The organism is Sphaerospermopsis reniformis, from assembly GCF_005402885.1.
Classification (GTDB): Bacteria; Cyanobacteriota; Cyanobacteriia; order Cyanobacteriales; family Nostocaceae; genus Sphaerospermopsis; species Sphaerospermopsis kisseleviana.
The window spans coordinates 20442-33772 of sequence record NZ_BJCE01000031.1 but is presented as its reverse complement, the minus strand read 5'-3'; the positions used below and the strand labels follow the sequence as shown (position 1 = coordinate 33772).

Annotated in this window: 13 protein-coding genes; 9 read left to right on the top strand and 4 right to left on the bottom strand. The window is 35.1% G+C overall.

Annotation, left to right across the window (positions count from 1 at the left end):
* Nucleotides 1-102: 102 nt before the first annotated feature.
* The gene (locus FFR48_RS06840) at nt 103-1059 is read right to left on the bottom strand and encodes a M48 family metallopeptidase (RefSeq protein ID WP_137666826.1); all 957 of its coding nucleotides are present in this window, start codon (nt 1057-1059) and stop codon (nt 103-105) included.
* Nucleotides 1060-1078: 19 nt separating this feature from the next.
* Between FFR48_RS06840 and FFR48_RS06835 the strand changes: the two genes are divergently transcribed.
* The 5 genes from FFR48_RS06835 (at nt 1079) to FFR48_RS06815 (ending at nt 5145) form a co-directional block, all read left to right on the top strand.
* Nucleotides 1079-1258 (top strand): hypothetical protein, encoded by a 180-nt coding sequence (locus FFR48_RS06835; RefSeq protein ID WP_162501852.1) that lies wholly within the window; start codon nt 1079-1081, stop codon nt 1256-1258.
* Nucleotides 1259-1309: 51 nt separating this feature from the next.
* Nucleotides 1310-2905, top strand: a complete 1596-nt coding sequence (locus tag FFR48_RS06830) for a helicase C-terminal domain-containing protein (protein WP_096572759.1) — start codon at nt 1310-1312, stop codon at nt 2903-2905.
* A gap of 107 nt (nt 2906-3012) precedes the next feature.
* Nucleotides 3013-3228 (top strand): DUF2839 domain-containing protein, encoded by a 216-nt coding sequence (locus FFR48_RS06825; protein ID WP_096570208.1) that lies wholly within the window; start codon nt 3013-3015, stop codon nt 3226-3228.
* A gap of 784 nt (nt 3229-4012) precedes the next feature.
* Nucleotides 4013-4354, top strand: a complete 342-nt coding sequence (locus FFR48_RS06820; RefSeq protein ID WP_096570206.1) for a DUF1815 family protein — start codon at nt 4013-4015, stop codon at nt 4352-4354.
* 293 nt (nt 4355-4647) lie between these two features.
* A complete protein-coding gene (locus FFR48_RS06815; protein WP_096570204.1) occupies nt 4648-5145 on the top strand; it encodes an acyl-CoA thioesterase in 498 nt (165 codons plus the stop codon).
* Nucleotides 5146-5239: 94 nt separating this feature from the next.
* On the opposite strand, the gene FFR48_RS06810 is transcribed toward FFR48_RS06815, so the two are convergent.
* Nucleotides 5240-5437, bottom strand: a complete 198-nt coding sequence (locus tag FFR48_RS06810; RefSeq protein WP_096570202.1) for a hypothetical protein — start codon at nt 5435-5437, stop codon at nt 5240-5242.
* A 238-nt stretch (nt 5438-5675) separates the two neighbouring features.
* Here FFR48_RS06810 and FFR48_RS06805 point away from each other — a divergent pair, with 238 nt between their 5' ends.
* From FFR48_RS06805 to FFR48_RS06790, 4 genes are all read left to right on the top strand, one after another.
* The gene (locus FFR48_RS06805) at nt 5676-9770 is read left to right on the top strand and encodes an Eco57I restriction-modification methylase domain-containing protein (protein ID WP_137666824.1); all 4095 of its coding nucleotides are present in this window, start codon (nt 5676-5678) and stop codon (nt 9768-9770) included.
* Between the two features lie 219 nt (nt 9771-9989).
* Nucleotides 9990-10298 carry a hypothetical protein gene (locus FFR48_RS06800; RefSeq protein WP_137666823.1) on the top strand — a complete coding sequence of 103 codons (309 nt, stop codon included), beginning with the start codon at nt 9990-9992 and terminating at the stop codon, nt 10296-10298.
* 48 nt (nt 10299-10346) lie between these two features.
* Nucleotides 10347-10583: an AbrB/MazE/SpoVT family DNA-binding domain-containing protein gene (locus tag FFR48_RS06795; protein ID WP_137666822.1), complete on the top strand. Its 237-nt coding sequence runs from the start codon at nt 10347-10349 to the stop codon at nt 10581-10583.
* 9 nt (nt 10584-10592) lie between these two features.
* Nucleotides 10593-11027, top strand: coding sequence for a type II toxin-antitoxin system VapC family toxin (locus FFR48_RS06790; RefSeq protein WP_137666821.1), 435 nt, complete (start codon nt 10593-10595; stop codon nt 11025-11027).
* A 109-nt stretch (nt 11028-11136) separates the two neighbouring features.
* Here FFR48_RS06790 and dxr read toward each other — a convergent pair whose 3' ends face one another.
* Together dxr and FFR48_RS06780 are read right to left on the bottom strand one after the other, a co-directional pair.
* Nucleotides 11137-12333, bottom strand: a complete 1197-nt coding sequence (dxr, locus tag FFR48_RS06785; RefSeq protein ID WP_137666820.1) for a 1-deoxy-D-xylulose-5-phosphate reductoisomerase — start codon at nt 12331-12333, stop codon at nt 11137-11139.
* Nucleotides 12334-12502: 169 nt separating this feature from the next.
* Nucleotides 12503-13108, bottom strand: a complete 606-nt coding sequence (locus tag FFR48_RS06780) for a Uma2 family endonuclease (protein WP_137666819.1) — start codon at nt 13106-13108, stop codon at nt 12503-12505.
* Nucleotides 13109-13331: the final 223 nt, after the last annotated feature.

The following is a 13331-nucleotide window of genomic DNA, read 5'->3' as shown; positions in this document are numbered from 1 at the left end:
CACCAATTACCAATCACCAATTACCAATTACCAATTACCAATTACCAATTACCAATTACCAATTACCAATTACCAATTACCAATTACCAATTACCAATTACCTCACTTTCTCATTTTGTCAATTTCTTTTTGTAATTCTTCAATTTGTTTTCTTAATGTTTCTGCTTCATCTTCAGGTGTTTCAACTTTAACATTTACTGCACCTTCTGATGGGGTTTTTTGATAGTTACCTTGCTTGATTTGCTGATATTCTTCTGATACTGCCCAAGTGCGTAAATAATGCACTCTATCTACAGGGAAAGGATGACTCATCATCATTCCTTGAGCGCCATTATACATGAGAAATTTATATACTTGATTGAGTCTATTATCATCTAGTGTTTGATATTTTTCTGACTGCTGAATAAATTCTTGTAAACTACATTCATGGGCATATTTATTACTACCGCCTGATATTTTCATCATGGTTGAGATGACTGTATTGAGGTCATCCATGACTAATAATGCGGCGCGATCTGCGGATAATTCGGCTTTACGTCGCCATTCAAAAAAGGCAAAAATTAAAGCTTGAGTGACTAAATTTCCCAAACCAAAGGTTAATTCGCCAATGGTAGAAGCGGCGCTCATTGCCCACATCGCCATTTGAATTAAAATAGTATGACCACATTTAATATGCCCCAGTTCATGGGCTAATACTGTCCTAATTTCGGCTTCATTGAGTAAGTCGAGTATACCAGTGTTAACTACTATGTAAGGATTTTCTTGCCCTAGTGCGTAGCTGTTGGCTTGGGGGTTTTGTGAAATAAATAGTGCTGGTTCTGGGTAAATATCCAGATCCCGTACACATTCGCGAAACATCTGGTAAATAGTGGAATATTGGCGTGGTCCAACTTGGATATTATTGCCCATTAAATAAATTAATTGCGGACGTTCATAGACAAATTCCACAAATTTACGAGCGATTAAATCAAAGCCCGGTAAACTGCGTAAAGCTTCCTCGGCTTGGCGATCTAGTGGATGTCTGAAGGCTTCGCTGGAAATTCCTTTGTAAGTTGGCATAATGTAAAGATGTTAGTGAATGGTGATTGGGGACTGGGGACTGGTGACTGGGGACTGGGGACTGGTGACTGGGGACTGGGGACTGGTGACAGGAGGAAGAAGAAAAATAAATATTCCCTATTCCCTATTCCCTATTCCCTATTCCCTATTCCCTATTCGCTATTCCCTATTCCCTATTCCCTATTCCCTGACAACATAATAAAAGTGTGGCAGTTCGGAAAAAAGTCATTTGTTATGGGATGAAAAGCGCGTGATTGAGGCTGAAGTTCATTTATCACTACATAACTTTCTGCGATCGCAAGAGGGTTTTCCAACTTGGCCTCACCACTTGACGATGGCACGGTTGGTAGCACGGGCTTTGCGTTTGGGACGTAGTGCTTTAATTCAAGTCGGGGCTGTTTGTGGCTACCAGGGTCGATATCGCACCAGTTTTATCGCGTCTGCTTTGATGTGGCATGGTCCTGTAATTATTGTGGCATCGGCAACTGTCCAGCAGCGTTTACTAAATATAGAAATTCCCAGGTTACAGCAGTGGTTATCAGCTAATAAACCCATTAGAACAGGTGAAGTTTGGCCTGGTTCTGATTTTCAAGGGTTGCTGTTAACTTCCCCCCAAGCTTGGTTAAAAGGGCAGTTGGCTGATAATGGTAGTTTTCCCCCTAATATTCCTACTATTATTGATGGTGTTGATGATTTGGAAGATTGGGTACGTGATCAGCTAACTCAAGATATTCAACCTCATGACTGGGAGCAACTGATGTTGGCTTGTCCCCAGGAAGCTGAGGTAATTCGGGAAGCTAGGGTACAATTGACACATGAATTATTCCAACATCCAGAAAACCCGTACCACTGTTATCTGATTTCTCAAAGGGAAATTGAAATTTTACAAGGTTTGTATTCTAGCTTCGAGTCTATAAGTAATCTACCAAAAAGCTGGCAGGAATTTTGGCTGCTGTTCCAAAACTTGACCGAGGATTTTTCTCCTACTACCATCACTCCATCACCCCATCACCCTATTACCCTATCTTCTGCTCTTTTCTGGGCTACTATTGCTCGTCGTCAAGGATTATTTTCTTTACATTATGCCCCGATGGAATTGGCTAAAATACTCGCCCCTATTTGGCAGCGGCAACCTGTGGTATTGATTGGTAGTGCGGTAGAACCAGAAACGGAAGTTCCTCTATTTCGTCAGCGTTTGGGGTTGGAGGATGTGACTTGTTTGAAGTTTTCTAGTGATAGTCAAGGGGAGGCAATTCAACTTTATGCACCCTATAAGTTGCCTTTACCTAATACACCGGAATTTCAAGGGGCGTTTATTCATCAAGTTCGTACTTTGGTTTGTTTAAGCGCTACATCTCCAGGTATGACTGTGGTTTTGGTGGGGGATGTGCCGCTGAAAGCAAGGGTGGGGGCAATTTTGGCTTCGGAGTTTGGTTCACGGGTACAGGTGGAAAAAACTTGTTTGGATGAAAATGGAATTTTGGTGAGTGGTTGGGAATTTTGGCGATCGCATCAAGATGTTTTACCAGCACCCCGGTTGTTAATAATTGCAACTTTGCCTTTACCATCTTTGGAAAATCCTTTGGTGGCTGGTAGGGTAGCTCATTACAAGCGATCGCACCAAGATTGGTTTAGGTTATATTTATTACCTACTGCTTTAAGTGAACTGCAACGAGCGATCGCCCCAGTCCGGGAAAATCAAGGTATCGTGGCTTTACTTGATAGTCGTGTTGTGAACCGCAGTTATGGCGCTCAAATTCTCGCTGCTCTAAGTCCTCTAGCACGCTTAAATTATCTCGATCCCAGTCTGTTTTCTCCCAATAATGAAGACAATTCAAATGGGTGATTGGTGATTGGAAAACTAAAAATTCTCACTCCTGACTTCTTTCCAAAATCGCCGTGATTCCTGCGAACATAGATTAAGAAGCTAAAACGAACTTTAAATTATTGATTATGGGTGAAGCAAAACGTCGTAAAAGCACACTAGGAGAACAATACGGGCAAGAAACTCGCATTTTACCCTGGGTTCCTATCACTAAATCTCAAGCGGAATTGTTTGTGAAAATCACTACTCGCGGAGCTTGGATTGGTATTGGCGCTATGGTAGTAGTATGGGTAACAATCCGTTTTATCGGACCTGCTTTTGGTTGGTGGCAAGTAGTGGCTTAAAGTAGTGAACAGGTGATTGGTGATTGGTGATTGGTGATTGGTGATACAATGTTGGTTTTTGGATTATATTTCATGAACTCCAATCTAAAATCGAAAATCTTGTCCCAGTCCCCAGTCACATCGAAACTATTGCCTAAATGGCTACTACCTGATCCTTGATTCCGCTATCTTCAGAGGAAGTCTGTAGATTTGGGGTTTTCTGTGTCTAAAATTTAGTATAAAATTTAACAAAATTTACTTAGGTTTGCTGAATAAACGTAAAACCCAGAGAAATCAAGGGATTGAGGATGATTAAAATTAAAATTGTGCAAGGTTTTAGGTACTGTGAGCCTCAGAAAGCTTGCACTTTGTTAATCAATAGTAGATGAAGCATAAATTCACCAAAATAGAGATGGGAAGAAAAAGGCAAAAACTTACGCTAGAGTTAAGAAATACTGCTAATTCGATTAAACACTACTTATAAAGGTGTAATATGCAACTGTTACCGGGTTGACTAGCAGGAGATTTGAGTTAGGCTAAAGGCTGATTGCTGACTAAACTCAGGAGACTAGTGCTAAACATATAAAGACAATGTTAACTTTGCTAGTTTTATCTGAGATTTATATATTGCAAACTGAATTGTTTGATACGACATACAGAATAGTTATCCACTACCCTAAGCAGGGTAACTAATTACAGACTTAACTATCTGTTAGGAATTGTATAGTATACAATACCAAAGGATGGGAAAATCTAAAGAAAATATAAAAGATACTCAAATGACTGTGGTGTCTGGAGGAAAAAAGTGTTTCTGAGACTGGCACATCAACATAGGGAATTTGTCCAAGACTTGGTAATGAACTTGCAAGCCTTGGCAATAGTTTTAGAGCGTAATGGCTACCCAGCTTCTTGCTACACCTGTGGCGACCAAATGAACAGTGCTTCGTTCATGGTAAGTTTAGGAGATAATCATCTTATTCGCTTTTTAGTATCAGATTACGGAATTACTTGGACTGAAATGCGGGATGACCGCGAATTGATGAAGTTAGAAGGCGCAGAAGCAATTAGCCAATTGCAGGAACTAGCTAATCTTGTCAAGCAATCTATACAAACTTATACAAGTCATAAAACTCTTGTTAAGAAGTGATAAATTGCCTAATAAGATAGAGAAGTGTTCAGCAGTAAAAATCCCTTGGTGCAAAACTGTTTTACGATCTTGTTTATGATCTTGTTTGTTCCTCATTTACCTGCAATATGCTGTGGTAAACAGGAAATTGTTTTTTGGTAATTGGTAATTGGTGATAGCGGCTTTGTTTTTTCAACGCCTACCACCTTTTCACCATTACCGACAATGAACCTTGTTTTTGCGGTTTTGTCAAGTGTTTTGCAGGTCTGTTAAAATCTGATGGGTAAGAAAACCAATTATTCAGAAGATTGAAAATGACTCAAGAAACACCAAGTCAACCAAAATTACCACCTACCAGTGCGATCGACAAGTTAACAAAAACTGAATTTGATACTTGGTTTGAATATCCGATCAGAGTGCAGCCTCATCATACAGATTATGCTGGCATTACTTGGCATGGTACATATTTAACTTGGATGGAAGCAGCGCGGGTAGAATGTTTGCGCTCTATAGGTATTGATTTTGCTGATTTGGTAGCTTTAGGTTGTGATTTACCAGTGGTAGAATTATCAGTACGCTATCATCGCGCACTGCAATTAGGAATGATGGCGGTTGTGAAAACCCGGATGTTGGAAGTAACCGGTGTGCGAATGAACTGGGATTATAAAATTGTTTCTGCTGATGAGCAAGAATTATATGTTTCTGCTCAGGTGACATTGGTAGCATTAGACAGAGAAAGAGGTAAAATTATGCGTCAGTTACCTCCAGCAATGAAGGATGCACTGGCGAAAATTTCGGCTTCATACAAGTAATACAATTTTAGATTTTGGATTTGGGATTGGGAATCTTTTGAAATGTTACTTAACAGTATCAGCAATTAAAAATTTATTTTTCGCAAAGTTAAGTTTAATTACGCACAAGTATTTGGGAGATATTTTGAGTAATTTCAGAGATTTTCTGCCAAATATCTTGAGGTGTAATTCCAAAACCGAAGTATAATAAAACCACTATCGCTGCACAAGTTACGGCAGTTTTGATGGTGGTTTTGACTAATTTCCACAGGATGACAAATATTATCCAAGCGACTATTAAGGTAATGATCATACTCATCTTTTTCTAAAAAATAGAAAATTTTGTTAAATTAGATTATCAATTATATTCGAAAATGGCAAGATATTTAGTTATGTTAATCATTTTGCAAGCATTCATCTGTGATAAAATAATCACAATATTCAGTATATTTAGAGCTTACGCAAGATTGTAAAGGATCAAAATCAATAACTGATACTTTAAAATAACCATAAAATAACCATAAAATTACCATTGTTCAGGAGTCGGGAGCATGACAGATACACAAAAACCCAACAAACCCTTATTTTCTCAACATTATTTAAGATTTCGGATTCAACAATTACCAGAATGGCAATTAGATATTACCTCAGAATTTGAACAATTAAATAAAATCTATCTTGCCAAAAAAGCCATTTTACCCACATTAAACGAATCCCAAACAGAAGAAGAATTTATTAAACCTGTATTAGAAATATTAGGTTTTAAATATATTACTCAAGTAGTCACTCGTGGAAAAGGTAGATCCCAACGTCCAGATTATGCCTTATTTTCTAACACAGAAACAAGAGATATTGCTTACACATTACAAAGTAATGAAACCGCATTTTATAGTCAAGTATTAGCTATAGCAGAAGCTAAATATTGGGAAAGACAACTAAGTAAAGTTTCTGCTAATGATCAGCGGGATATCTTCAAAAATGAAAACCCATCTTTTCAGATTTCCAGTTATTTAACAGGTACAAATGTTGACTGGGGAATTTTAACCAACGGGAGAGAATGGCGGTTATATTATCGGTTAGCATCTTCTACAGCAACAGAATTTTATCCCATTGATTTGGTAGAATTATTAGAAAGTGAAGATGTAGATAATAAATTAGAAGATAAATTAGAGAAATTCAAATATTTTTGGTTATTTTTTAGACGTGCAGCTTTTGAAAAAGATAGCTATAATAAAAACTTTTTAGAACGAGTCAGAGAAGGAAGTACAACCTATGCGACTCAAGTAGGAAACGAGTTAAAAACATTAGTATTTGAACAGATATTTCCTGACTTAGCAGGAGGTTTTGTTGCAGATGCAGCACGACGGGGAAAAACTATCAACGAAAAACAAGTTTATGCAGCAACTTTATCATTTTTATATAAGTTGTTATTTCTATTATATGCCGAAGCTAGAAATTTGTTACCAATAACCACCGCTTACCGTGATTATAGTTTAATTAAAATTACCCAAGAAATAGCGGAAAGTCTTGATAAACAAAAAACATTAAGTCAAACTTCTACAAAGATTTATAAAGGTATTTTGAGTTTATTTGAAATAGTAGATAGAGGTGATGCAGCTTTAGAAGTACCTCGATATAATGGCGGTTTATTTCATTTTGATTTTCATGAAAACCAAGATATTAAAGATTATCCAGATAATCATTTTTTGTATGAACATCAATTATCAGATGCAGTTTTAGCACCTGCTTTAGATAAATTAGCAAGATTTGAAAAATTACCCATTGATTACAGCTTTTTAGGTGTGCGACAATTAGGATCAATTTATGAAGGTTTATTAGAATATCGGGTAGTTGTTGAAGATGGAAATACGGGAAAAGTTCATTTAGAAAATGATAAGGGTGAACGAAAATCTACAGGTTCTTATTACACACCTGATTATATTGTTAAATACATTGTTAGTCATACCCTCAAACCGATTTTAGAGGAGAGAAAACAAAAGTTTGCTGATTTAATGACGCAAATTAATCAAGTACGAGAAAATCTCAAAGATGGTAGGTTGGGTCTACAAAGTCGTAACGGTTTACAAAAAGATTTACGACGGTTAGAAAAAACTGCACAAAATACATTGTTAGATATTAAAATTTGTGATCCTGCGATGGGAAGCGGACATTTTTTAGTAGAAGCGGTTGATTTTTTAACTGATGAATTAATCAATATTTTAAATGAATATCCTGAACATAACCCAGTTTTGGAGATGTTAGAAATTACCCGTAATAGTATTTTAGAGAATTTGCAAAACCAGGGAATTACAATTGATTTGAGTAAGTTAGAAGACACTCAACTGTTGCAAAGGGTAGTAATGAAACGCTGTATTTATGGTGTGGATTTAAACCCGATGGCGGTAGAATTAGCAAAGGTGAGTTTATGGTTACATTCTTTCACAATTGGCGCACCTTTGAGTTTTTTAGATCATCATTTACGTTGTGGTAATTCGCTTATTGGTACAACTGCAAAGGAAGCGGAAGCAAAAATGCAGCAAGAAGAAAGTGGCCAGTTAAGTTTATTAACTGGTCCATTTGTGGGGTTGTTACGTGCTGCGGAAATTATGCGCGGTGTGAGTACGTTAAGTGATGCGACTTTTGCGGAGGTGGAAACTAGCGAAAGGTTGTTTAAGGAGTTTGATCAAGCTGCAAAACCTTATAAAAGATTGTTAGATGTTTATGTTTCTCAGTTTTTTGGTGTGAAACAAGCTAAGAATTGGTTAGAAAGATGGGGTACAAATGCAATTTCTGTAAATTCCGAAAATCTCAAGGATGATGATTTGTTAGTTTATGAAGATGCGACAAGGTTATTTGAGGAGAAGCGGTTTTTTCATTGGGATTTAGAATTTCCAGAGGTGTTTATTGATTTAGAAAATGCGAGTTGGAAGGATAATTCTGGTTTTGATGCTGTTATTGGAAATCCTCCTTATTTCAGTATTGATGATACTTGGGGTAAAAAATCAATAGATGCTGATTATTTACGACTTTCTTATCCTGAAATATGGATGGGTAAAAATGATATATTCTATTTCTTCTTTAAACGCGGAATTGATATTGTGAAAAATAAATGTTATTCATCTTTTATTACATCACGGTATTTCCTAGAAGCTCATTTTGCGAATAGTTTAAGAAATTTCTTGTTTCAAAATACGCACATTCAAGAAATTATTGATTTTGGTAATTTTGTAGTATTTGAAAATCTGGGTATTAAAACTTGTATTACAGTTTTACAAAAAAGAACGCAACAAAACAATAAATTAGAAGAAATAGTACGGTTTATTCAATTAGAAAGAGAAATCCAATTACAAGAAGTTGAAGATTTATTAGATAATAGTTCTATATCTGAATATTTTGCAGAAGTTGAACAATCAAAGCTAGAATCTGAGAATTGGAATCTTGGCTATCTGGAGAATTTGGATATTATAGATAGAATTGACAGTAATTGTGTTAATCTTGGTTCACTGGCTTTTATAGGGAAAGGTATGGAAACAGGAAAAAACGAAGTTTTTATAGTAGATGAGAAAACAGTCAAAGAATATGCTATTGAATCTAATTGCATTAAAAAGCTAATTAAAAATCAAGATATTAAAAAATATAGTCTGGATTTTAGAAATTTGTATATTATTTATCCTAATGATTTGGATAAGTTAAACTGTGATGAAGGAGTTGGAAAATATTTACAAGAAAAAAAGGATACTTTAACATCCAGAGCAGCATATATAAGAGGAAATTGTGAATGGTTTAAGTACACTTGGCCTCTACATAAAGATAAATATCATCTACCTAAAATAATTGTTCCCTATATTGCACCAGAAAATAGATTTGCACTTGATGAAAAAGCTGAATATATTAGTTTAACTGACACAACTGTTATTTTTCCTATTCCTGAAGTAGAACTTGATATTAAGTTTATCCTTGCGCTTCTTAATTCTAACCTTCTCAATTATCGTTATCGCTTTATTGCTAAACCTAAAGATTATCGCTATGAATATTTGGAAAATACATTAAGGAGAATACCTATTCCTAAAATATCCTTTACAACTCCCCCAGAAAAACGCCAAGAACATCTACAAAATCTCATTAACCTTTACCAACAATATCAAATTAATCATCACCCTAATAACCTACTTATGCAAATTGAACACTACCTTAACCAACAACCATCAGAAGCGGATGTAATTCATGATTTACTTGCATATTTAGCAGAACAAATGATAGAATTAAATAAACAAAAACAAACAGAAACCAAAGGATTTATCAGATGGTTAGAAAGATTTATTGGTACTGATATTGATAACCTCACCAATAAATCGAAAATTCAGAATTATTTAGGTGATTATTATAAACAAAAACAAGGAGATAATCATTTAACCTTAGATGAATTAATTGATATTCTCAAGAAAAACAAAAAGAAAATCAAAATTGATATTACCACCAGAAAAGAACAGGAAACTTTAGGTAAAGAATATCAATCGAGTTTAAATGTTCTCTTACCTATTAAACAGCAGTTAAAACAATGTGATTGGTTAATTGATGAAATTGTTTATAAATTATATGGTTTAACAGAGGAAGAAAAAGCGATAATTGAGGGAGAAAATAGGTAAGTAATTTATCAAAATTTGTAAATAGAGTTATTTCTGGCGCTATTGTTATGTTAAAATTGGTTTTATATTGTAGAGTGCGTCAGGAATCAAAAATATGTTATTTGCAGAATTGATGTACTGTGACTTACCCTATTAATGTTACAGTTACGTACCAGTTACGTAAATTATTATTATGAAAGTAGTAATTACAAAAGACTAAAATTACAGTGAAATTACCTTATGAATACTCAATTAGTAGAATATATCGCTCAAATCATCCTCTCTTTATCTCCAGAAGAAAGGCAACTTTTAAAAAGTAAAATTAATCATGTTCAATCATCTTCACAGTTAGCAAATTCAACACAACAAGATATTTCAGATTTAGAACAAAGGTTAAAGAATTTTGAGACAAAATATCAAATGTCTTCTAGTCAATTCTATCAACAATTTCAAGCAGGTAATTTAGGAGATGAAATAGAGTTTTTTGAATGGAGTGTATTTTATGAAATGTGGAATAATGCTCAACAGCATATTAAAATTAATAACTAATGTAAATTTATTGTATAATTAAAATAAGCAAAAAAATCAAACAAAACAATGGAAGTTATCACAGTCACTAAAAATGGACAAATCACTCTTCCTGAAAATTTAATAAAACAATTAAAACTACATGAAGAGTCTAAATTATCCTTAAAAATAGAAGCAGGAAGACTAATTTTAACACCGATTACAGAAGATGTTGAACTATTGGAACAAGATGGTATATTAACTTTTTCTGCTCATTTAACTACTGATGAAGATATTAATACACTGATTGAAAAATTACGATACTAAAAAAATTAGATGTCAAAAGTATTATTTGATACCTCTGTAATTGTAGCAGGGTTATGGTTAGAACATCCAGAACATCAGAAATGTTTACCTTGGTTACAACAAGTACAAACACAAGCAATTCAAGGAATAATTTGTACTAGAACATTAGCAGAACTTTATCGAGTTTTAACAAGTCTTCCTATTAAACCTCGTCTATCTCCTCGAATCACTAAACAACTGATTGATACTAACTTAAAACATTTTGAAATTATTCCTCTAACTACAGAAGATTATCAAGAAGTAGTTGAACAAATGGTGAATTTAAACATTATGGGGGGTGTAATTTATGATGCTTTAATTGCTCACATTGCTATTAAACATAATATTGATCAGATAGTTACTTTAAATGCTAAAGACTTTATACGATTGAGTAATGAAATTGCTGAATTAGTAATAGTTCCTTAATCATTTAAAGAAGGAATAAAGAAAGGAGATATTATAAACCAGAAAATATAAAAGGATGGTTAAATCAAATAAGATCCCCGACTTCTTGAAGAAATCGGGAATCTAGAACTTAAACCACAGAAATAAACTGAGGTTGAGTAGCTAACTTTTCAGTAGCAGTAAAAACTTCCTGTCTAGCCCATTGATCTGCTGCTAAAATGTCATCTAAAGAAGGATTTTGTTTGTTATCATTTTGATGGCGATCGCACACCCATTCAATACACCGCGCAATATCCAAATAGCCAATTTTCTCTTCTAAAAATAGCGCCACAGCTTGTTCATTTGCCGCATTTAAAACCGCAGTCATCGAACCGCCGGCTCTACCAGCAGCATAAGCTAAATTCATGCAAGGATATTTTTGATGATCCGGTTCACGGAAAGTTAAATTACCGCATTTTACTAAATTCAATCTTTCCCAATTTGTGTAAATTCTCTCTGGCCAAGACATCGCATAAAGCAACGGTAAACGCATATCTGGCCAACCCAGTTGAGCCAAAACAGAAGTATCTTGTAACTCAATTAAAGAGTGAATAATACTTTGGGGATGAATGACAATTTCAATATCATCATAATCCATTCCAAACAAATAATGGGCTTCAATTACTTCTAACCCCTTATTCATCAAAGTTGCTGAGTCAACGGTAATTTTTTTACCCATTGACCAATTAGGATGTTTAAGAGCATCCGCAACTTTAACTGTGGGCAATTTTTCCACAGGCCAATCTCGAAAAGCACCACCAGAAGCAGTCAATAATATCTTTTTTAACCCATCTTTGGGTACACCTTGCAAACATTGAAAAATTGCCGAATGTTCCGAATCTGCGGGTAATAGTTTCACTCCGTGTTTTTCCACCAAAGGTAAAACCACAGGACCCCCAGCGATGAGAGTTTCTTTGTTTGCTAAAGCAATATCCTTACCCGCTTCAATCGCTGCGATAGTAGGGAGTAAACCCGCGCAACCAACGATACCAGTAACAACACTTTGGGAATCGCCATAACGGGCAACTTCAATCACTCCCGCTTCCCCAGCGAGTAAAATAGGTTGGGGATCAAGGTCCTTAATTGCTTCCTGAAGTTCTGGTAACTTATCAGCAGCAGAAATGGCGGCTATTTGGGGGCGAAACTGGCGAATTTGCGCTGCGAATAACTCCACATTGCGCCCAGCAGCTAAACCAACTATACGAAACTTGTCTGGATGCCCAGAAACGATATCTAAAGTCTGAGTACCAATAGAACCGGTAGAACCAAGAAGGGTAATAGCTTTCACAATGATTTAACAATTTACGGATACTCTTAACTATAAATTGTTAAGGACTCACTTTTAACACTCACCACCGTCTAATTTGCACTTATGTCAAGATTGAATTTATTATATTGTTATTGCGTTGGATATATAGCCGAACCAAAGTATAGTATACTGCTAAATTTGACGAGATTTAACTATTATTTTCCAATTCAGATTCCACAACTCCAAACTTTACTTTATTATATAAATTCTGTAAAGAAATTTCAAAAGGTACAGTTACAAGAGATATGTTTTCATCTTCTTCATCGTACTCATATAAATTCCATCTTTTCTTGCCAGTTTTAGAAAATTGTTCTACATGAATGCGGGTTTGATCAATTAATAAATATTCTTGAAAATTGGGAATTGTTCTATAAGCTGCAAATTTATCTTCTCTATCGTAACCTTTGGTTGATTTAGATAAAACCTCAATAATTACCTGGGGGTTGGTAATTGTATCTGTGCGATTATTGAAAAATTCTGGTTCATCTGCAATAATCATCACATCTGGATAAGTGTATATTAGTCTTTGGGGTATCCATAGACGTATATCACTGTTAAAAACTTCATATTTGTCTTGTTGTCTAAAGGCAAAATTTAGCTCGGCGTAAAAATTACCTGTAATGCGGTTATGATTTATAGATGCACCAGCCATCGGAATGATTTGTCCTTCAATATATTCGCTTTTGTAGTCCGCAGTTGCTTCTAATTCTAGATATTCCTCTGGGGTGTAATATTGCTTTTGGGTGAGTTGCATATTTTTGATTAGTTTGATTAGAAAGCTATGTATATCAGTTTAACATATTAGTAATAGTTATTGCTTAACTAGGTTGTATATTGATTTTCTAATGTTTCCAGTCTGTTGCGTCAGAGATGTAACCAAAGTATGGTATTTGTGAATGACGACAAACATCAAAATTTAGCTTTTTTCCCGCTGTTTCCTGTGAGTATTTGCATTTTAATAAAATTCGGTTTGTCTT

Bases quoted from the DNA above. Each gene is read 5' to 3' on its own strand.
- FFR48_RS06795 (WP_137666822.1), top strand. From the start codon at position 10,347: ATGGAAGTTATCACAGTCACTAAAAATGGACAAATCACTCTTCCTGAA.
- FFR48_RS06805 (WP_137666824.1), top strand. From the start codon at position 5,676: ATGACAGATACACAAAAACCCAACAAACCCTTATTTTCTCAACATTAT.
- FFR48_RS06815 (WP_096570204.1), top strand. From the start codon at position 4,648: ATGACTCAAGAAACACCAAGTCAACCAAAATTACCACCTACCAGTGCG.
- FFR48_RS06835 (WP_162501852.1), top strand. From the start codon at position 1,079: ATGGTGATTGGGGACTGGGGACTGGTGACTGGGGACTGGGGACTGGTG.
- FFR48_RS06840 (WP_137666826.1), bottom strand. From the start codon at position 1,059: ATGCCAACTTACAAAGGAATTTCCAGCGAAGCCTTCAGACATCCACTA.
- FFR48_RS06790 (WP_137666821.1), top strand. From the start codon at position 10,593: ATGTCAAAAGTATTATTTGATACCTCTGTAATTGTAGCAGGGTTATGG.
- FFR48_RS06780 (WP_137666819.1), bottom strand. From the start codon at position 13,108: ATGCAACTCACCCAAAAGCAATATTACACCCCAGAGGAATATCTAGAA.
- FFR48_RS06825 (WP_096570208.1), top strand. From the start codon at position 3,013: ATGGGTGAAGCAAAACGTCGTAAAAGCACACTAGGAGAACAATACGGG.
- FFR48_RS06810 (WP_096570202.1), bottom strand. From the start codon at position 5,437: ATGATCATTACCTTAATAGTCGCTTGGATAATATTTGTCATCCTGTGG.
- FFR48_RS06800 (WP_137666823.1), top strand. From the start codon at position 9,990: ATGAATACTCAATTAGTAGAATATATCGCTCAAATCATCCTCTCTTTA.